At 69.4% G+C, this 18674-nt stretch carries 17 protein-coding genes and 1 pseudogene; 12 read left to right on the top strand and 6 right to left on the bottom strand.

Annotated features, from left to right (window positions below):
* Positions 1 to 142 precede the first annotated feature (142 nt).
* The 6 genes and pseudogenes from E3T49_RS16625 to E3T49_RS12085 all read left to right on the top strand — a co-directional run.
* Positions 143 to 1843 (top strand): annotated as a pseudogene (locus tag E3T49_RS16625) (3-hydroxyacyl-CoA dehydrogenase NAD-binding domain-containing protein); the annotation flags it as partial.
* Positions 1844 to 2182: 339 nt separating this feature from the next.
* Complete coding sequence (locus E3T49_RS16620; protein WP_241972810.1) at positions 2183 to 3400, top strand: acyl-CoA dehydrogenase family protein; 1218 nt, start codon at positions 2183 to 2185, stop codon at positions 3398 to 3400.
* Positions 3401 to 3493: 93 nt separating this feature from the next.
* Positions 3494 to 5143 carry an AMP-binding protein gene (locus E3T49_RS12100; protein ID WP_338145428.1) on the top strand — a complete coding sequence of 550 codons (1650 nt, stop codon included), beginning with the start codon at positions 3494 to 3496 and terminating at the stop codon, positions 5141 to 5143.
* A gap of 190 nt (positions 5144 to 5333) precedes the next feature.
* Positions 5334 to 5537 (top strand): hypothetical protein, encoded by a 204-nt coding sequence (locus E3T49_RS12095; protein ID WP_134425162.1) that lies wholly within the window; start codon positions 5334 to 5336, stop codon positions 5535 to 5537.
* Between the two features lie 154 nt (positions 5538 to 5691).
* Positions 5692 to 7476, top strand: a complete 1785-nt coding sequence (locus tag E3T49_RS12090; protein WP_134425161.1) for a MinD/ParA family ATP-binding protein — start codon at positions 5692 to 5694, stop codon at positions 7474 to 7476.
* A 187-nt stretch (positions 7477 to 7663) separates the two neighbouring features.
* Positions 7664 to 8626 carry an FKBP-type peptidyl-prolyl cis-trans isomerase gene (locus tag E3T49_RS12085; RefSeq protein ID WP_134425160.1) on the top strand — a complete coding sequence of 321 codons (963 nt, stop codon included), beginning with the start codon at positions 7664 to 7666 and terminating at the stop codon, positions 8624 to 8626.
* 1 nt (position 8627) lies between these two features.
* On the opposite strand, the gene E3T49_RS12080 is transcribed toward E3T49_RS12085, so the two are convergent.
* Positions 8628 to 9185, bottom strand: a complete 558-nt coding sequence (locus E3T49_RS12080; protein WP_134425159.1) for a pyridoxamine 5'-phosphate oxidase family protein — start codon at positions 9183 to 9185, stop codon at positions 8628 to 8630.
* Positions 9186 to 9263: 78 nt separating this feature from the next.
* Between E3T49_RS12080 and E3T49_RS12075 the strand changes: the two genes are divergently transcribed.
* On the top strand, positions 9264 to 10079 hold the full coding sequence (locus E3T49_RS12075) for a transglutaminase-like domain-containing protein (RefSeq protein ID WP_134425158.1): 816 nt from the start codon (positions 9264 to 9266) through the stop codon (positions 10077 to 10079).
* A 26-nt stretch (positions 10080 to 10105) separates the two neighbouring features.
* Here E3T49_RS12075 and E3T49_RS12070 read toward each other — a convergent pair whose 3' ends face one another.
* Positions 10106 to 10735: a potassium channel family protein gene (locus tag E3T49_RS12070; RefSeq protein ID WP_134425157.1), complete on the bottom strand. Its 630-nt coding sequence runs from the start codon at positions 10733 to 10735 to the stop codon at positions 10106 to 10108.
* A gap of 198 nt (positions 10736 to 10933) precedes the next feature.
* Between E3T49_RS12070 and E3T49_RS12065 the strand changes: the two genes are divergently transcribed.
* Genes E3T49_RS12065 through E3T49_RS12055 form a run of 3 tightly spaced genes read left to right on the top strand, consistent with a single transcriptional unit; the run spans position 10934 to position 13498 of the window.
* On the top strand, positions 10934 to 11929 hold the full coding sequence (locus tag E3T49_RS12065; protein WP_134425156.1) for an ATP-binding cassette domain-containing protein: 996 nt from the start codon (positions 10934 to 10936) through the stop codon (positions 11927 to 11929).
* On the top strand, positions 11926 to 12753 hold the full coding sequence (locus tag E3T49_RS12060; protein ID WP_134425155.1) for an ABC transporter permease: 828 nt from the start codon (positions 11926 to 11928) through the stop codon (positions 12751 to 12753). Before E3T49_RS12065 ends, E3T49_RS12060 begins: the two co-directional genes overlap by 4 nt.
* A 49-nt stretch (positions 12754 to 12802) precedes the next feature.
* Positions 12803 to 13498: a GyrI-like domain-containing protein gene (locus E3T49_RS12055; protein ID WP_134425154.1), complete on the top strand. Its 696-nt coding sequence runs from the start codon at positions 12803 to 12805 to the stop codon at positions 13496 to 13498.
* Between the two features lie 18 nt (positions 13499 to 13516).
* On the opposite strand, the gene E3T49_RS12050 is transcribed toward E3T49_RS12055, so the two are convergent.
* Together E3T49_RS12050 and E3T49_RS12045 are read right to left on the bottom strand one after the other, a co-directional pair.
* Positions 13517 to 14746 carry a GAF domain-containing protein gene (locus tag E3T49_RS12050; RefSeq protein ID WP_134425153.1) on the bottom strand — a complete coding sequence of 410 codons (1230 nt, stop codon included), beginning with the start codon at positions 14744 to 14746 and terminating at the stop codon, positions 13517 to 13519.
* A gap of 7 nt (positions 14747 to 14753) precedes the next feature.
* Positions 14754 to 15548, bottom strand: coding sequence for a LysR substrate-binding domain-containing protein (locus E3T49_RS12045; RefSeq protein ID WP_166785534.1), 795 nt, complete (start codon positions 15546 to 15548; stop codon positions 14754 to 14756).
* Positions 15549 to 15644: 96 nt separating this feature from the next.
* On the opposite strand from E3T49_RS12045, the gene E3T49_RS12040 reads away from it, so the two are divergent.
* Positions 15645 to 16082, top strand: coding sequence for a DUF5997 family protein (locus E3T49_RS12040; RefSeq protein ID WP_134425151.1), 438 nt, complete (start codon positions 15645 to 15647; stop codon positions 16080 to 16082).
* 23 nt (positions 16083 to 16105) lie between these two features.
* On the opposite strand, the gene E3T49_RS12035 is transcribed toward E3T49_RS12040, so the two are convergent.
* The gene (locus tag E3T49_RS12035) at positions 16106 to 16831 is read right to left on the bottom strand and encodes an alpha/beta hydrolase (protein ID WP_134425150.1); all 726 of its coding nucleotides are present in this window, start codon (positions 16829 to 16831) and stop codon (positions 16106 to 16108) included.
* A 464-nt stretch (positions 16832 to 17295) separates the two neighbouring features.
* Here E3T49_RS12035 and E3T49_RS12030 point away from each other — a divergent pair, with 464 nt between their 5' ends.
* Entirely contained in the window at positions 17296 to 17883 is a 588-nt protein-coding gene (locus tag E3T49_RS12030; protein WP_134425149.1) for an NUDIX hydrolase family protein, read from the top strand.
* Between the two features lie 124 nt (positions 17884 to 18007).
* Here the strand turns inward: E3T49_RS12030 and E3T49_RS12025 are convergent, their stop codons facing one another.
* Complete coding sequence (locus E3T49_RS12025) at positions 18008 to 18541, bottom strand: GNAT family N-acetyltransferase (protein ID WP_134425148.1); 534 nt, start codon at positions 18539 to 18541, stop codon at positions 18008 to 18010.
* Between the last annotated feature and the right edge of the window lie 133 nt (positions 18542 to 18674).

The following is an 18674-nucleotide window of genomic DNA, read 5'->3' as shown; positions in this document are numbered from 1 at the left end:
AGCTAGAACTTGTACTTAGGCATTTTTCTGACCGGCGCAAGGGGGCACCGTGCACGATGGGCTGAGCATACGAGTCGGCGTCACCACCCGACGGGTCGGGGGCCGACGGTTCGCCCTGGTGGGCTTCGCGCCTCCGCCCGGGATGATCCTCTCCTGGGGCTGGGAGGCGCTTGAGGCCCTCGGTGAAGCGGTGCGCTCGATCGACATCAGCCAGGTCGATGCGGTCGCTTTCACGGGAGAGGGCGCTGTGTTCGGCGCGGGAGCCGATCTGGGGCCCTTCCGTTTCGCCGCGTCCCCGGCCGACGGTGAGCGCATCGCCCGCGCCGGCTACCTGGTCCTGGACGACATCAGCCGTCTGGGCGTGCCCACCTTCGCCTTCCTGAACGGGACCGCCCTGGGCGGCGCCCTCGAACTGGCCCTGCGCACCGACTACCGCACCGTGGCCCGGTCGGCCCGCAGTTTCGGGTTGCCCGAGGTTCGATTGGGTCTCGTGCCGGGCTGGGGCGGCCTGTCCTCCCTCGCTGACCTCGTCGGAGTCGACGACGCCGCGGACATCGCGATCTCCCGCTCGCTCTCCGGCCGGTCCCTCACGGCCGTCGAGGCCTGCGATCGAGGTCTCGCTGATGTGATCGTCGCTGACGAGGGCTTCCTCGAGGCGTCGCTCGACTGGGCCGCCCGGACCCTTGCCGACCCGCTGACTCTCGCCCCCACATCCGCGGCGGTGCCCGATGTCTGGGATCCGGCGGCTGTTCGTGCCGGCGTCGCCCGACGGATCTCCGGCGCCATCCCCGCAGTCGAGGCGGCACTGGGACTGCTGGCCATCTGGCATTCCCGCCGAGCGGGCGCATCCGCAACGACCGACTCGGGAGCGCTGGAAACCGCGCCCGGGCTGACCCGCACGGCCGCGCGACGGGCCCGGGGAGCCGACCCGGTGGAGGCCGAGACCATCGAGGCGTTCGGCGCGCTGCTGCACAGCGACGAGTGCCGCGCCGCCGTCTACGCGTTCTACGCCCTGCAATCCGCCCAGAAACGCAGCAGCCGTGCCGGGACCGGCCGGGAGCCGACCCGCGTGGGGGTCGTCGGCGGCGGGCTGATGGCCACCCAGCTCGCACTGCTGTTCGCCGACCGCCTGAATGTTCCCGTGCGGATCACCGACCTCACGCCCGACCGGGTGAGCCAGGCGATCGACCGCATCACCGACCAGCTCCAGCGTGCCGTGACCCGGGGAACCCGCACGGCCGCGGACAGCGCCCGGATCGCCGCCCTGGTGTCCGGCACCAGCCAGGTCGCCGACTTCGCCGACTGCGACATCGTGATCGAGGCGGTCTTCGAAGACCTCGAGATCAAACGGGACGTCTGGGCGTCGGTCGAACAGGTCGTCACCAGTGACACCCTGCTCCTCACCAACACGTCGTCGCTCGGGATCGCAGACCAGGGTGCGCAGCTGAACCACCCGGAACGGTTGATCGGCTTTCACTTCTTCAACCCGGTCGCGGTGCTGCCGCTGGTCGAGATCGTGCGGGCAACCCGCACCAGCGCGGAGACCGTGGACGCGGCCTTCGCGCTCGCCGTTCGGCTCGGCAAGACCGCGGTGCTGGTGGCGGACTCGTCCGGGTTCGTCGTCAACCGCCTGATCACCCGCTGGTTCAGCGACACGCTCGCCCTCATCGACGCCGGAGCGGACGCCGAGATCGTCGACGCGGCCCTCGTCGGTGACGGGTTCCCGATGACGCCGCTCACGCTCATCCGTCACATCGGACCGGCCGTGCAACTGCACATCCTCGACACCCTGCACCAGGGCTTCGCCGACCGGTTCACGGTGAGCCCGAGCCTGCAGCGGATCGTGCAGCTCTCGCTGCCCGGCTATATCGGGCCTGACGGCCGGCTCACGGCCGCCGCCGCCGCCGCGGTCGAGGAGATCCTGCCCGCCGGCCGCCGCCCGCCCGCCCGTGCCCACCGACCCGGCCGTCGTGCGCCTCGGACTACTGCGGGGTCTGGCCGACGAAGTCGGGCGGATGCTCGCCGACGGCACCGTGCAGAGCCCCGCCGACATCGACGCCTGCATGATCCTCGGGGCGAACTACCCGCACCACACCGGCGGGCTGACCCCGCTGCTCGACCGCTCGGGAGCCTCCCTGGCGGCCCGCGGCGCCCTGTTCCACCCGGCCGGCGTGGCCGGCGTATGAGCTTCGAACCCGTCCTCCACGAAAGGGAAACCGTGCCCGACTACGACGTATCCATGCCCCTCGACACCGACTACTACGGTGTGTTCTCCGACGTCCCCGAGGCCGACCGGGCCTTCTGGGACCGGGCCCGCACCTTCGCCACGGAATCCCTGGACGAACTGACCGAGGCCTGGGACAGGGCCGAGTACCCGCTGCACCTGGTTCGGCGCATGGGTGAGCTCGATCTCCTCACCGACGGCGTCGTCGGCCCCGGACTCAGCCCCATGTCGCCGCTGGCAGCCGGGCTCGTGAACATGGAGATCTCCCGCGGCGACGGCTCGATGGGCACCGTGGTCGCCGTGCAGGGCGGCCTGGCCCTGCGCAGCATCGCCCTCTTCGGCAGCCCGGAACAGAAGGAGCGCTGGCTGGTGCCGCTGGCCCGCGCCGAGAAGCTCGGCGCCTTCGCCCTGACCGAACCCGACCACGGCTCCGACTCCGTGGGCCTGGAGACCACCGCGCAGCGCGACGGAGACGAGTGGGTGCTGAACGGCGAGAAGAAGTGGATCGGCAACGGCTCGGTCGGCGACGTCACGGTGGTCTGGGCCCGCGACGACGACGGCAATGTGCGCGGGTTCCTGGTGGAACAGGACACCCCCGGCTACCTCGGCGTGACGATCACCGGCAAAGGCTCCCTACGCGCCGTCCACCAGGCCCGGATCACCCTCACGGATGTGCGGATCCCGCAGGACGCTGTGCTCCCCGGCACCCGCACGTTCAAGGACGCCTCAGCGGTGCTCTTCGCCACCCGGCTCGGAGTGGCGTGGTCGGCCCTCGGCCATGCCACGGCGGTGTTCGAGGCGGCCCTGAACTACTCGACCCAGCGCATCCAGTTCGGCAAGCCGCTCGCCGGTTTCCAGCTGGTGCAGGAGCGCCTGACCATGATGCTGTCCCGGCTCACGTCGATGCAGCTGCACTGCCTGCGCCTGGCCGAGCTCGACGCCGCCGGAACGCTGCGGCCGATCCAGGCGTCGCTGGCGAAATACCACAACACCAGGGCGGCGCGGGAGATCGCGTCGATGGCCAGGGACATGCTCGGCGGTAACGGCATCCTGCTCGAGAACCACGTCATCCAGCACCTCGCCGACATCGAGTCCATCCACACCTACGAGGGCACCGAGAGTGTGCAGTCGCTCCTGATCGGGAGGGACCTGACCGGGGTCGGCGCCTTCCGCTGACCCGCGCACGACACTGCGACAGACCCTGCGCCACCCCGCGCCCACGGCGCCGAACGACACTGCTGCACCAACCGAAGGACAAAGGAGTCCACCGTGTTTGAACAGATGACGACGCTCGAACCCCTGACCGGACTGCCCAACGATTCGCCGCTCACCCCGCTGCGCTTCCTGCAGCGGTCCGCGGAGGTGTACCCGAACAAGGACGCCATCCTCTACGGCAGCCGCCGCTACAGCTACACCGAGTTCAAGGCGGCCGCGGAACGGATGGCCCGGGGCATCCGGGCCCGCATCACACCGGGTGACCGAGTGGTGTTCCTGGCTCCGAACGTGCCGGAGATGCTGATCGCGCACTTCGCCGTGCCCTTGGCCGGGGGCATCCTGGTGGCGCTCAATTCGCGGCTGGCCCGGCCCGAGATCGAGTACGTGTTGAGGCACTCCGAAGCCACGCTCCTGTTCGTCGACGCCGAACTCGTCGCCACCGTGGGGGACTCCCGGCCCGCCTCGACCTTCCTGACCGGCACGATCGAGATCCCGGACGCCGAGTTCGGCCTGGCTGCGAGCGGCCTGGACTTCGGCCAGCAGACCCTGGAATCCTTCCTGGCCGAGGCCGACGAGGCTGCAGTGACGGATGCCCGCCCGCTGCGCTGGGATATCGACGACGAACGTTCGCCGCTCACGATCAACTACACCTCCGGCACGACCGGCAAGCCGAAGGGCGTCGTCTACTCCCACCGGGGTGCCTACCTGAATTCGTTCGGCGAGGTCTTCCACAACTCGTTCACGAGTTCATCCGTCTACCTGTGGACCCTGCCGATGTTCCACTGCAACGGCTGGTGCACCCCCTGGGCGGTCACCGCGGCCGGTGCCACCCACGTGTGCCTGCGCGCGGTGCGGCCCGACGCCGTCTGGTCGGCGATCGACACCCTGGGCATCACGAATCTCTGCGGCGCGCCCACGGTGTGCAGCCTGATCGCCAATGCCGAGCAGGCGCATCCGTTGTCCAAGCCGCTCAGCATCACCACGGCAGGGGCGCCGCCGGCACCCAGCGTGATCGAACAGTTGGAGACCCTCGGCGTCACGGTGGTGCACGTCTACGGCCTGACCGAGGTCTACGGGCCGTACACGATCTGCGAGTACCAGCCGGAGTGGGACGGCCTGCCCAGCGAGGAGCGGGCCCGCAAGATCTCCCGCCAGGGCGTCGGCATGCTGCAGGCCGAATCGGCCCGGGTGGTCGATGCCGATATGGTCGACGTGCCGAAGGACGGTGCCACGGTCGGCGAGATCGTGCTGCGCGGCAACAACGTCATGCTCGGTTACTACCGGGACCCCCAGGCGACGGCGGAGGCCTTCCGGGGCGGCTGGTTCCACACCGGTGACCTGGGCGTCATGCACCCGGACGGCTACCTCGAACTCAAAGACCGGGTCAAGGACATCATCATCTCCGGGGGCGAGAACATCTCCTCGATCGAGGTCGAGAACGCGATGCTCGCCCATCCCACCGTGCTCGACGTGGCGGTCGTCGGCATCCCGCACGAGAAGTGGGGCGAACGGCCCAAGGCCTACGTCGTGCTGCGGCCCGACCACGCGGTGACGGCCGTGGACCTGCTCACCCACACCCGGTACCTGATCGCGAGTTTCAAGGTGCCTGATGATGTGCACTTCGTCGAAACGCTGCCCCGCACCGCCACAGGCAAGGTCATGAAGATGATGCTCCGCGACCTGCACGCGGCCACCCCGGACTGACACCCGCCCCCAGCTGATCGGTGCGGCCGGGTTTCCATCGTGTTAACAAAGTGACCAATACTCGCATAATGGCACCAAGTCAACGTACGCTTGCACGCAATCACCAGCCTGACCCATCCGGGAATCGACCAGGCAGCACCGCGCAAGCCGCCGAGGGGGCGGACAGAGCGCCTGAACAGAAACCTGAACCATGAGCCACAGCACCCCCACCGACGACGAACTGCTCCTCGAAACGGACTACACCAGCTACGCCAGTTCCTGCCGGGACCCGCACATCACTCCGACGAATGACCTTGTGGAGTGTCGCCGCCAGACCGGGCACGACGACACGCATGCAACCCGGGGCGGCCTGTGCGCCATCCGCTGGGAGGTGCAGGCCCCCCGCGTGGCGTAGCGCCGCCCGCCGAGGCGCTTTCTGCCGATAGTCGCCGTACCCGCCCAAACGAGGGGTGGGCTCCGTTCGCCCCGTTAGGCTGAACAGGGCACGCCCGAGGGTTTTTCGACGTGTTCACGCTTGATGAGCTGAGCTCGACGAAAAAAGGCCGAACATGACGCAGAACATTTCCGAACTCCCTCGCATTCGCGCGATGATCCGAAGCGACGGTACGGGTGATCTGCTGATCGACGGTGTCAGCCAGCACATCACCGCAGCCGACGAAGCCGGTGTGCGCGAGGAGATCATCAACCGGGTCACGGATGCCGCGCGCTCGATCCGCCGTGCCGTGCGCCTGACCGCGGAAGACGAGCAGGGGCAATCGCCGCTGATCGTGCACCCCAACGGAGATGTGGAAGACGACGGGGCGTTCATCCCCACTCCCGTCGCACCGCAGCAGGACGCGGTGGAGCAGGCAGGGGACGCCGAGGACGCCGAGGCGGAGGCCGAGAATGCCCCGCAGCACTCACCGCGTCCGGCGGCGCGGATCTCGGCCATGCCCGGGGCCACCCCGGTGTCGGCCACCGCGACCGAAACCGAGGTCGTCGAACTGGTCGCCCTGGTCGTCGCCCCGAAGCCTGAGACGGCGGAGGATCAGGCACCGGAGGATGACGCGCCTGATCTCGACGCCGCCGTGTTGGACGCCGCCGTGCTCGACGCCGCCGCAGTGAACGCCGGCAACATCGAGGATGCCGTGGCCGACGCCGGCATGCTCGGTGATTCCGAGCACGCAACCACCTTTGACGACCTGGTGCTCGACCTGGACGCCGACGCGGACGACGACGAGGACGGCGCCGAGCAGGACGTCGCCGCCGCAGGCTACTTCGCACCGCGGTCAGCCTCGGACAGTGACACCGCCACGGCCACGGCCGAGCCGGCACCGGTGCCGAGCCCGCCCCTGGTGGATCCCGCCGCGGCGCTGGCCGTGCTGGTCGGGTCGGATTCCCCCGCGGTGATCAGCGGGGAGGGTCCCAACCTCGCCGACTTCATGAACTCCCGCCCGCCCCTCGTGGCCGGTCCCGCCCTTCTGGGCTGGCAGGGAGCGATTCGGCGCCTCACCGGCGGGATGGTCGCCCCTGCCCCCGGTGCCGGCGAGATGGCGCACCGCGCGGCGGTCGCCTCCGTTCAGCGCAGTCTGGTGGGCCCGCGCACCATCGTCGTGCTCAACCCGAAGGGCGGCGCGCACAAGACCACGGCCACCCTGCTCATCGCCGCGACGTTCGGCATCCACCGCGGCGGCTACACGCTCGCCTGGGACAACAACGAAACCATGGGCACCCTCGGCGTACGGGCGCAGACTGCCGCCCACACCAACACGGCCGTCGACCTGCTCCGCGACCTCGACAATTTCGCCTATTCCAGCTCCGCCCGGGTGGGAGACCTCGACAACTACGTGCGCAATCAGGGCGACGCCCGGTTCGACGCGCTGGCCTCCGACCTCGACCCGGCCGGCGCGGCCAGCATCGACGACGTGGCCTTCCGCAAATTGCACGCCGCCCTCAGCCGGTTCTACCGGGTGCTGATCATCGACACCGGCAACAACATGCGCGCCTCCAACTGGGAGGCAGCCGTCGAGACCGCCGACCAGCTCGTCGTGGTCTCCACCATCCGGGAAGACACGGCCTACGGCGCGGCTTCCCTGCTGGACGGGCTGCGCCAGAAGGGCCACGCCGATAAGGTCGCCCACGCGGTCACCATCCTCGCCTCCCCGGCCAAGACGGCCGACCGCCAGCTGTCCGTGCGTCTGCACGACCACTTCAGCCAGCTCACCCGCACCGTCGTGGACGTCCCGTACGACGCGGCGCTGGTTGCCGGCGGCTCGCTCAACATCGACGCCCTCGCACCACGCACCCGCGAGGCCTGGCTCCTGGCCACGGCCGCGATCGCCGAGGGACTGTAGGCTCATCGGCCCAGCGGCCCGCCGGCCCGGAACGACCTCGCGATCGACCGGCTGGCACGTGCGTGCCAGCCGGAACACAGGCGGCGTACCGTTCGGTCGGGCATACTGGCCGGAGCCCGGTCTCGAACCAGACGTCCTCGACCCCCTGCCCGTGTCGTACCAGACACCGTCGAACAGAAAGATCAGTGTGCGTAAACTTCCTGCTTTCATTTCCATTGCCACGGTCGCCGTGCTCGCCCTGACCGGCTGCAGCACGTCTCCCTCCGACGAAACCGGCGCGGCGGGAATCGCCTGCGTCGACTCCGGTAAGGCCTCCGAGGCCCTGAAAGTCTCCGGCAAGGCCGACGCGGAGCCCACTGTGACGTTCGAGTCGCCCCTCAAGGCGGAGGCCACCGAGGTCAGCGTCGTCACCGAGGGCAAGGGCGACGCCGTCGCCACCGATGACATCGTCGAACTGGGATTCTCGGTGTACAACGCGACCACGGGCGAGAAGATGAACGCCGGCGGCTTCGGGGACGACCTCGGCGCACCGATCACCATGGCCGAAGAATCCACCGTCTTCCCGGCCCTCATGAAGGGTGTCGCCTGTGCGACCTACGGATCGCGCGTCGCGGTCGTGTCGCCCCCGGCTGACGCGTTCGGCGATGCGGGCAACGAAGAGCTCAAGGTCGCAGCCGACGACAACATCGTCTTCGTGATCGACGTCAAGAGCAAGATCCCGGCCACGGCGAACGGTGACGACCAGACACCGGAAGACGGTTTCCCGACCGTCGAGCTGGCCGAGGACGGCGCCCCGACCGTGACGATCCCGGCCGCCGAGGCTCCGACCGAGCTGAAGACCTCGGTCCTCAAGAAGGGCGATGGCGCCACCGTCGGCGAGGGGGACACCGTGGTGATGCACTACTCGGGCGTCGTCTGGTCCACCGGCGTGGTCTTCGACCAGACCTGGGGCAAGAGCGGTCCCACCGCGATCTCCCTTGCCTCCGTCGTTCCGGGCTTCTCCCAGGGTCTCGTCGGCCAGACCGTCGGCTCCCAGGTCATGATCGTGATCCCGCCGGAACTCGGTTATGGTGCCGAAGGCCAGCCCGCCGCGGGCATCGAGGGCACGGACACGATCGTCTTCGTGGTCGACATCCTCGCGGCCGGCTAGCTCAGCTTCGCTCGAAGCGTCCGGTCTTCTCCGTCAGACGGATGCGGTAGAGCACCGCGGCCGTCCCGCTCCCGTTCGGCTCACGGCCGGCAGGGTGCGGAGCCGGAACGTGCGCGCGCACCGGCCCCGGCTTCGGGACGGGTGCCGGTGCGGCTCCGGGCACCGGGGCGCGCAACGGGGTCCCGTCGGGCCCGAGGCTGGGCACGGCGGCGGCGCTGGAGGGGGCGCCGCCGCCGAGGAGCGGCTTGAATCGGTCCAGCAGGAGTTGCCGGCCCGCTGCGGCATCCGTTCCGGTCAGTTCTTCGTAGTGACCCCAGGCGATCACTGTGCGCCAGTTGCCCAGGTCGTCGACCTGCTCCACCTCGAAGCAGACCGACGGGTTGGCTCGCATCATCGTCACCTTGCGGCCGGCGCCTGAATGACCGTAGACGGCTTCTCCGTCGTAGGCATAGGACACCGGCACGATGTAGGTCCGCTCATCGATGTGGCAGCCGATCCGGCCGATCATCGCCTCGAGCAGCACGCCTTCAATTTCCTGGTCGTTCAGTTCACCGAGCATGCGGTCAGTGTGGCCCCAGGCCGGAGGCCGCGCCAGTAGCTGTGGCCGGCGCCGGCGTGCGCATGTCAGGATCGAGGCATGAACCGCACCGTCTCCGCTCACCTCTCGCTCGAGGCCCTGGCTCCGGCACGTCTCGTGCTGTCGGTTGCCGTGGCCGCCGATTCCGCTGACGCCGCCGACCCGGGGCGTGAGTGCGCGGACCTGCTCACCGTCGTGCAGAACGACGCCGTCGTGGCGGTGCGCGAGATCACCGATGAACACGGAACCCGCCTGCACCTGGCCGATGTCAGCGCCGGGCCGGTGCAGGTGGATTACCGCGCCGACCTGACCGGCCGGGCGCACCCGCCGACGGTCCGGGACATCGACCTGGTGCGGTACCTGCGCCCCAGCCGCTACTGCGAGTCCGACAGCCTCGGGCCCACGGCCCAGGCAGAATTCGCCGGCCTGGAGGGCACCGATCTGTTGAACAGCGTGAGTTCCTGGGTCGGGCAGAAGCTGTTCTACGTGCCGGGATCGAGCCTGCCGACCGATGGCGCGGTACGCACCCTCCTCGCCCGCCAAGGTGTCTGCCGGGATTACGCCCATCTGGTCGTCGCGCTGCTGCGGGCCCGCGATGTGCCGGCCCGCCTGGTCTCCGTCTACGCCCCGGGTCTGGCGCCGATGGACTTCCATGCCGTGGCCGAGGCCTTCGTCGACGACGCCTGGCAGGTGGTCGACGCGACCACGCTGGCTCCCCGGCAGTCGCTGGTGCGCATCGCCACGGGCCGCGACGCGGCAGACACCGCGTTCCTGACGACCATCGGCGGCGGCGTGCTGCTGCAGTCCCTCACGGTCGCGGCCGTCGTCGACGAGCTGCCGCGCGACGACCTGGGGCAGCTCGTGCGCTTAGCCTGACGAACGCCCCCGCATAGCGGGCCAGATCAGCGGTTCTGGCCGACGGCGGCGATGCGGTCGATGATCCACGACGCCAGGGTTGCCGTGATCACGCCGACGAGCGTGACGCCGCCCAGCATCAGCGCGACGGCCACGAGCCGTCCGGCGCCGGTCACCGGGAAGTAGTCGCCGTAGCCCACCGTCGACACGGTCACGAAAGCCCACCAGAGAGAATCGCCCAGAGTAATTATGTTCGCGCCGGGGGCCGCCCGCTCGGCGTCGAGCACGGCCAGAGAGCCCATCCAGATCAGCAGGCTGGACGCCCCGACCAGGTAGAGGCCGACCCGGGAGCGCACGGCCTGGCCGGGAGTGCGCTGGAACATCGGCAGCAAGGTCACCAGCCGGAGAAGACGCAGCGGTCGCAGCGCCGGCAGGAACACCACCGCCAAATCGAACAGGTGGGTGATGAACCACCGCCCGCGCTCGGGCGCGAGGGCGAGATTGACCAGGTAGTCGACGGCGAACACCAGCCAGGCTGTCAGCAGCACGACCGCCGACACCGCATCGCGGGGGCCGTCGACATCGGCGAGCACCCGCCAGGTGTAGCTGATCAGGAAAAGCACCGAGGCGAACAGCAGCGGCCACTGCACGACCTTCTCCCAGCGCGCCTGATCCATGAGCACACCATAGTCAGGAGGATTCGGGAGTGCGATCACCCGCGACGGTTGCCGTTACGGCAGGGCCTCATTAAAATATGAGACGGATGTCGGCAGCATCCGCTTGCGCCCCGCCTGTGAGGCGCCGCTTTCTCTGGCTCGCCCCGCACCGCTCCGGGTCGCCCCGCACCGCGCATACCGACAGACAGGGAACCCCCGATGAATATCATTGAAGCCTCCGGGCTGACCAAGGTCTACCGGTCCAAGTCCGGCCCCGTGCACGCTCTCGCCGGGCTGGACCTGTCCGTGCCGCGCGGAACCGTCAAAGCGCTGCTCGGCCCGAACGGCGCCGGCAAGACGACCGTCGTCAAGATGCTCACCACACTGATCCGGCCGGATTCCGGCACCGCCTATGTCGACGGGATCGACGTCGTCGCCGACCCCAAGGGGGTGCGGCGTGTCATCGGCGTCTCGGGCCAGTATGCGGCCGTCGACGAGAACCTGACCGGGTTCGAGAACCTGGAGATGGTCGGCCGGCTCTACCATCTGGGTGGTGCCGAGTCCCGGCGCCGGGCCCAGGAGCTGATCGACCTCTTCGAGCTGACCGCTGCCGGCAACCGTCCGGTCAAGGGATTCTCCGGCGGGATGCGCCGCCGGATCGACCTGGCCGGGGCTTTGGTGATCAATCCGAAGGTGCTGTTCCTCGACGAGCCCACCACGGGACTGGACCCCCGCAGCCGGATCGCGCTCTGGGCCGTCATCAAACGTCTGGTTGCCGACGGCACCACCGTGCTGCTCACCACCCAGTACCTCGAGGAAGCCGACCAGCTCTCGGATGACATCGTCGTGATCGACGACGGCCGGGTGATCGCCGAGGGCACCTCCGATCAGCTCAAGGCGCAGATCGGCGGCCACCGGCTCGTGGTCGCCCTGGTCGAGTCCGGCGACGGCCCGGCCGCCCAGGAGATCCTCGCCCGCTACGGTGCCGGGGAACCGATGGTGACCAGCGACGGCCGTGGCCTCGAGGTCGCGGTGATCGACGGTCCGCGCGCCCTGCAGCAGGTGCTGGCGGCTCTGGGCGCAGCGGACATCCGTCTGCACGACGCCGGCATGCGTCGACCCACCCTCGACGACGTATTCCTCAAGCTGACCGGCCACAAGGCCGACCAGACGGCAGACGTGGCCGCCGACGCGGAACTGGAGAAGGCGAAATGACCGCTGCAGCAACCCTCCCCACCTGGAACCCGCTCTCGCTCTGGTACTCCGACGGGTGGACCGTCACCAAGCGAAACCTGATCAAGATCAAGCGATCCCCGGACATGCTCGTCTTCGCCGTGGTCCAGCCGATCATGTTCGTGCTGCTGTTCAGCCAGGTCTACGCCGGCGCGATCTCCGTGCAGGGCACCGACTACGTGCAGTTCCTGATGGCCGGGATCTTCGCGCAGACCGTCGTGTTCGGGTCGACGTTCTCCGGCTCGGCCATGGCGCAGGATCTCAAGGAAGGCATCATCGACCGGTTCCGCAGCCTGCCGATGAGCTCCTCCGCGGTTCTGATCGGGCGCACCAACAGCGACCTGGTGCTGAACACGATCTCCATGGTGATCATGATGCTGACCGGGCTGCTCGTGGGCTGGCGGGTGAACTCGTCGGTGTCCGAATTCCTGGCCGGTGTCGGTCTGCTCCTGCTGTTCAGCTACTCCTTCAGCTGGGTGATGGCGCTGCTCGGCATGAGCGTGAAAACACCCGAGGTGATCAACAACGCCTCGTTCCTGATCCTCTTCCCGCTGACCTTCATCTCCAACGCCTTCGTGCCCAGCGACACACTGCCGACCCCGCTGCGGGTGTTCGCGGAGTGGAACCCGGTCTCCTCCCTGGTGCAAGCGGCCCGGGAGCTGTTCGGCAACGAGGGCACGGCGCCCGTGCCCGACATCTGGACCATGCAGAACCCGATCCTCACGGTGCTGATCGGGATCACGGTGATGCTGGTACTATTCGTTCCGCTGTGCATCCGCAAGTTCGCGTCCATCAGTTCCCGTTAGCAGGAGTCAGTGATCCCCATGAACCGTGCCCCAGAGTCGACGAGTCGCCATGAGTGACGCGGTTCCGTTTCGCACCGACCGGCGCACCGGTGCGCTGCGCGCCCCCCGCAATACCGCACCGGTCGGGGCCGGGCCCTGGGACGTGAAGCGGGTGCACCCGCCGCTCTACGGGCCCAAAAACCGCGACTGGGAGCTGGTCCAGGTTCCCGCCCAGCGGTTCATCGCCGTCGACGGGACCGGTGACCCCAATACGGCACCCGCGTACACGGAGGCCGTCGAATCCCTCTACGCGGTGGCGTATGCGATCAAGTTCGCGGGTAAGCGCGCCCTCGGCCGGGAAATGGTCGTGGCTCCGCTCGAGGGCCTCTGGTACGCCGACGACGCATCCGTTTTCACGGCCGACGCGAAGGCGCAATGGAAGTGGACGCTGCTGATCAGCCAGCCGGACTGGGTGACGGATGCCGCGATCGCCGAGGCCATCGCCGGGGCGCTCGCGAAGAAGAAGCTCCCCGCGCTCGCCCGGGTTCGGGTGGACACCCTCGACGAGGGGCTCTCCGCGCAGGTGCTGCACCTCGGACCGTACGCCGACGAGGCGCCGATCCTCGCCCGGCTTCACGACGAGTACCTGGCGGAGCACGGACTGCGGATGAACGGCCTGCACCACGAGGTCTACCTGGGCGATCCGCGCCGTGCCGCGCCCGCCAACCTGAAAACCGTGCTGCGACAGCCGGTCGCCCCGGCCTGATCGTGGTACGCCGGTGGTCTACTCGGAACGCTCGCTGAGTTCGGCCTGGATCGACAGGGCGAGTTCCCGCAGCAGCACGGTGTCGACCTCGTTCCGGCGGCGGGGTTTCGTGTCGAAGACGCACAGAACACCGATCCGCTCGCCGGAGTCGGCTTCGATCGGGAAGCCCGCGTAGAACCGGGTCACCGCCTGGCCGGCTTCGGGCGGACGCGCTGCGAACCGATCGTCGAGCAGGGCGTCGGACACCACGAACGCGCCTGCCCCGCTCACCGCACGGGCCGTGATCGAACCGGCCAACGGGTAGACCCGGGGCGTGAAACCGAGGTGCACCATGTCCCAGAGCCGATCGCCGTCGACGAAGGTGAGAGCGGCGGAGCTGGTGCCGTAGGTGCTCCGGGCCAGGGCGACGAGCCGGTCGCAGGCCACCTCGGCGGCGGTGCCGATGCCCGTGAGCCGGTCGACGGCACGGCGCGGGCCGGGGGAGAGCTGCTCGGCACCGCGTTCCACCGCGCGCACTTCGGCCGCAGCCCGACCGGAGTCGAGGTGGTCGGCATCGAGCGCGGGCGCCATCCGGTCGGCCAGCGCCTCGGCCCACCGCGTGTAGTGCGCCGACGTGCGCACCCGCCCCGGCGTCGGGCTGAGGTTCGCCCCCATCGGAATGAAGTGGCTCTGCGCCCGCTCGCCGCAGAGTGCCGCGCTGGCAGCGTTCAGCCGGCGGGCGTGCTTCCCGGCCACGGCTCCGAGGGCCGAGTCGAAGGCCGCGATCGAGCGGATCGGCTGCACCCCGAGCACGAAGATCCGGGTGTTGAGCGAGGATTCCCGCTCGATCCGGTCGAGCAGCGCCGACAGTTCGCGCCGCCACACCCGCGCGGACAGCAGGGTGATGGCATCCGACGTGCCGACGCTCACGACGACGGCGTCATATCGCCAGAGGCCCACCCCGTCGAGCTCAGCCTGGGCCGTGCGGATGGTGACCTGCGGGTTCGGAATGACGTCGACATCCGTGCCGCGCCCGGTGCGCACCGACAGCGCCCGCGCCAGGGATCCCGGCAGGGCCACGTCATGGCTGAGCACGCCCCAGCCCGCGGCGGGCCCGTTGCCGAAGATCAGGATGCGATCGCTGTCGTTTCCGGGGGAGTGCGCCTGCGGGCTGTCCCGGGGGCGCGGAACGTCGCCGTAGTCGCGGCTCACCGCCGCGGACAGCGCCCTCATCAGGGGCACCAGCGCCCACCGCAGGAATTCCGGCACGGACGGGCTACCTGCCCCCGCGCCGCTTGCCCGCCCGCGGGCTGGGCGTGTTGCGGGTGCGGCCGGGGGCGCTGGTCGCCTTCTTCGCCACGGCGGGCTTGGACTTCGCCGCCGCGACCCGCACGGCTTTCGCCGCCGCCTTGGCCTTGTCCGTCTTCTTTTCCTTCTTGACCTTCTCGGTGCCGGCCGGCACCGAGTCGACCCGCGAGCTGTCCTTGGTGCGGCCGCGCACGATGCCGATGAACTCCTCGACGTCTTCGGTCGTTTCGCTCGTCAGCCAGGCCAGGGACACCTGGCTCTCGGCGACGTCCTCGACCGGGCGGGACACGACATCCTTGCGGCTGTACATTCGTGCGATCGAGTGCGGGACGATCAGGATGCCCACCCCCGCCGCAACCTGCGCCATCGCGTCGTCGAGATCGCGCATCGCCGGCAGGGGGCGGCGGGTGCCGTCCTTCAGCTCGGTGGCCACGAGGCGCCACTCGGGCACGTCGTCGGGGTCCTGCAGAAGGTGTTCGTCGGCGAGGTCGGCCACCAGCACACTGTCGGCGTCGGCGATGAAGTGGTCCTTGGCCGCGACGACCACGGGAATCTCGCGGTAGAGGGCGATCAGGCTGAGATCGGTTTCATCCACGGGCAAGCGAACGAGGCTCACCTGGGCGCGGCCGTCGCGCAGAACGGCGTCCTGGTCGGACGGGTCCGTGCGGAAGACCTCGAGTGGCTGGTCGGGGCGTCGATCGGCCCAGGTGCGCGTCCACTTGGTGGGAGTCACACCGGCGACGAAGGCAATGGAAAAGGTCACCGGCATCCTTTCTTGTGATGGCGCTTCGAACGTCGATCCGCGGGGAACGGCGCTCTCTCCGGCGATGCGGGTGCTCTCAGGCTATACGCTTGACTGATGAGCGAGAAGAAGACCCAGACCATGAAGCCCGCCACGGCGGCCCAGAAGCTCGGGATTCTGCTCGAAGCAGCCCCGGAAGAATTCCAGACGGCACCCGTCTCCCGCACCGAGCTGGCCGCGCTCGAAGCGAACCCGCCGGCCTGGCTGGTCGAGCTGCGCGCAAACGGACCGCACCCCAAGCAGGTCGTCGCCGCCAAGCTCGGCGTCTCGATCTCCGGCCTCGTGCGCGGCGCCGTGACCGAGCCGCTCACCTCGGCCGAGATCCAGGCCCTGCTGCAGCAGCCGCCGGCCTGGCTCGTCACCGAGCGCGCCACCCAGTACGAGGTGCGCGAGGAGCAGATCCGGGTCAAGGACCGCGACGCCGAGCGTGCCCGCAAGATCGCCCACGTCGCCCGCCAGGCCGCGCAGAACGAGAAGGCCGGCCGCGGCCGCTAGACCCCGCGGCCGCCGCCGCGCCGCTACTCCTGGGAGTCGTACTGTGCCCGCAAGAACGTGACGATTTCGGCGAGCTCGATCTGCGAGATGGAGTGACCCATCCCCTCGTAGATGCGCTCGGTGAGCGTGGAATGGCCCGGCAGCCAGGCCTGGGTGCGGTCGACGGCGTCCTGCGGGATGACCGGGTCCGCCGTGCCGCGGCCCCAGAACACCGGCAGGCGGCGCTCGGCCAGGCGTTCGTCGCCCGGATGCGCGCTGCGGCCCACGAACCCGGACAGCTGCACCGCGAACGTGAAGCGATCCGGTGCCTGACGCAGTAGCTGCAGCGCCATCGCCCCGCCCTGCGAGAAGCCGAGCAGACCCACGGATGACGGCTGCTCGGGCAGGGAATCGAGCCAGGCGAGCACGCCGGTGGCCGCCGCGTCCAGGGCGTCGGCGCTCGGCGCACCCGGGTTGACCTTCGCGCCGGCCGCGCCGATGGGGAACCAGGCCCAACCGGGCCCGGCCGGCAACGGGGCGCGCAGGGCGGCGATCACCGGATGCAGCGGCAGGTGCGGCGCCAGGGAGAACAGGTCCCCCTCATGCGATCCGTAGCCGTGCAGGATGAGCAGCAACGGGCGTCCGGCACGGTCGGCGGCCGAGGCGCTCCACAGCACGGCCTGCGGGTCGATGGGCTCGGCGCGCGGGCTTGGGGTGCCGGTCGTGTCGCCGGTGTCGTCGCCGGCGTTGGTGCTGTCGTTTTGGTCCATGGTGGTCCTCCTGTTCGAGGTCGACACCGGGAAACGCCGACGGGTCAATCCTTCCACTCCCCGGGTAGCGACGGCATCCGTCGGATCGGCTGCCTCTCGTCGCGGCCCCGTGTGCATAACTCCTGCAATCTGCAGCACACGGGCGAATCGACACCCGGAATTCCGGGAAACTGTGCCGCGGCTCCTCCGATTTGCAGGAGTTATGCACACAACCGGGGTGCATCGGCCCAGGACGGCTGCATCCGAACACGGAACCGAGCTCGGCCCCGCAGATCGCGGCGATCGTGTCGGTGTCGCCCGCTCGACCGCCGGTGTCGTCGAGGGTCCTAGCAGGTCGACGGAGCCGCGCGCCCGCACCCGCGTGTCCCAGTCGAGGGGCTCGTCCGCGACGGCCCGGTCCGGGCACCGGACGTGCCGCCCCGGTGGCGTGGCCGATCCCGCGACGGGTAGTACAGAATGGATTCATGAGCGTGCGCACCCCTGACCCCGATCCGGACTGGACGCCTGGCCCCGAGGGCGCACGGCCGCCCAATACCAACCCGGGCTGGCTGAGCGATGTCGAGCTCGCCGAGGTGCGTCGCCGACTGCCCATCCTCTACATCGAGGCCGTGCCCGTGCGGGTCGACGGCCTCGGCCAGGTGATCGAGGTCGGCGTGCTCCTGCGTGCCCGCTCCACCGGCGAGATGACCCGGATGCTGGTGTCCGGCCGGGTTTTGTACGGCGAGACCCTGCGCGACGCGCTCTTCCGCCACCTCGAGAAGGACCTCGGCCCGATGGCCTTCCCGCAGCTGCCGACGAGCCCGGTGCCCTTCACCGTGGCCGAATACTTTCCGATGCCGGGTATCACCGCATTCACGGATGACCGCCAGCACGCCGTCTCAATGGCCTACGTCGTGCCCGTCACGGGCACCTGCGACCCGCGCCAGGACGCCCTCGAACTCACCTGGATGACCCCGAAGGAGGCTGCTTCCGATGCGGTGGCAGCCGAGATGGAGGGCGGCCGGGGAGCGCTGCTGCGCATGGCGCTCGCCTCCGTGGGCCAGCTGCGCTGATACGGAGGTGCGCAGCCCCCGAAAGTCGCCGTTCCTGCCCAGTTGACCTGGCGGAACGGCGACTCTCGGCAGAACAGGCGACAGTCGGCGCGGCGGACTGCCGGGCGCGCAGCCCCGCTACCGGCTAGTCGTTCGTGACCAGTGACAACCGGCGTGCCAGCGCCCGGGGGCGGACCAGGCGCACCTCGTGGAGCTGCTCGCCGAGAACCTCCTGGTCCTGATTGTGACCGTCGGGGGCGTAGCCGTTGCGCTTGTAGAACGAGTGCGCGCGCGGGTTCACCTCGGCGACCCACAGCGAGGACGGGCCGTCGTCGACGACCGCGTCGAAGAGCTGCTGGCCGATTCCGGTGCCGTGATAGGCGTCGAGCAGGTAGATGAAATAGAGCTCCCGGGGCGTCGGCTTGTCCTCGTCGCGGGACGGCCCGCTGCCGGCGAAGCCCACGATCTCGCCGTCGACGAGAGCTGCCACCTGGCGGTAGTTCGGTCCCTGGGAGCTGAAGCGCCGCCACATCGCGGCCAGACGTGCGGGCTGCAGCTGTTCAAGAGCGGCCTTGCTGAGCAGCTGGTCGTAGGTTTCATGCCAGCAGGTGGCATGCACGCGGCCGAGGCTTTCGGCGTCCGTTTCTACGACGGGACGGATGTCTGCGGTGGTGATCATGACCCGAGACTAGCTCAGCGGCAGACGTGTGACTGACACGTCCTCGCCCGGCAACGGAGGATCGCGCCGCCCGACGCAGAACGGGCCGGCCTCGTGAGAGACCGACCCGTTCAACTATTCACTGCGCTGGCAG

This window comes from Cryobacterium cryoconiti, assembly GCF_004403065.1.
Lineage (GTDB): Bacteria > Actinomycetota > Actinomycetes > Actinomycetales > Microbacteriaceae > Cryobacterium > Cryobacterium cryoconiti.
Note: the sequence above shows the minus strand (reverse complement) of the source record. Positions and strands in the feature narration are given on the sequence as shown.

What these genes read in the sequence shown, in the direction of transcription:
- E3T49_RS12025 (WP_134425148.1), bottom strand. Translation starts at nt 18,541, where the DNA reads ATGATCACCACCGCAGACATCCGTCCCGTCGTAGAAACGGACGCCGAA.
- E3T49_RS12040 (WP_134425151.1), top strand. Translation starts at nt 15,645, where the DNA reads ATGAGCGAGAAGAAGACCCAGACCATGAAGCCCGCCACGGCGGCCCAG.
- E3T49_RS12075 (WP_134425158.1), top strand. Translation starts at nt 9,264, where the DNA reads ATGAACCGCACCGTCTCCGCTCACCTCTCGCTCGAGGCCCTGGCTCCG.
- E3T49_RS16620 (WP_241972810.1), top strand. Translation starts at nt 2,183, where the DNA reads ATGAGCTTCGAACCCGTCCTCCACGAAAGGGAAACCGTGCCCGACTAC.
- E3T49_RS12055 (WP_134425154.1), top strand. Translation starts at nt 12,803, where the DNA reads ATGAGTGACGCGGTTCCGTTTCGCACCGACCGGCGCACCGGTGCGCTG.
- E3T49_RS12090 (WP_134425161.1), top strand. Translation starts at nt 5,692, where the DNA reads ATGACGCAGAACATTTCCGAACTCCCTCGCATTCGCGCGATGATCCGA.
- E3T49_RS12070 (WP_134425157.1), bottom strand. Translation starts at nt 10,735, where the DNA reads ATGGATCAGGCGCGCTGGGAGAAGGTCGTGCAGTGGCCGCTGCTGTTC.
- E3T49_RS12030 (WP_134425149.1), top strand. Translation starts at nt 17,296, where the DNA reads ATGAGCGTGCGCACCCCTGACCCCGATCCGGACTGGACGCCTGGCCCC.
- E3T49_RS12065 (WP_134425156.1), top strand. Translation starts at nt 10,934, where the DNA reads ATGAATATCATTGAAGCCTCCGGGCTGACCAAGGTCTACCGGTCCAAG.
- E3T49_RS12095 (WP_134425162.1), top strand. Translation starts at nt 5,334, where the DNA reads ATGAGCCACAGCACCCCCACCGACGACGAACTGCTCCTCGAAACGGAC.
- E3T49_RS12035 (WP_134425150.1), bottom strand. Translation starts at nt 16,831, where the DNA reads ATGGACCAAAACGACAGCACCAACGCCGGCGACGACACCGGCGACACG.
- E3T49_RS12060 (WP_134425155.1), top strand. Translation starts at nt 11,926, where the DNA reads ATGACCGCTGCAGCAACCCTCCCCACCTGGAACCCGCTCTCGCTCTGG.
- E3T49_RS12080 (WP_134425159.1), bottom strand. Translation starts at nt 9,185, where the DNA reads ATGCTCGGTGAACTGAACGACCAGGAAATTGAAGGCGTGCTGCTCGAG.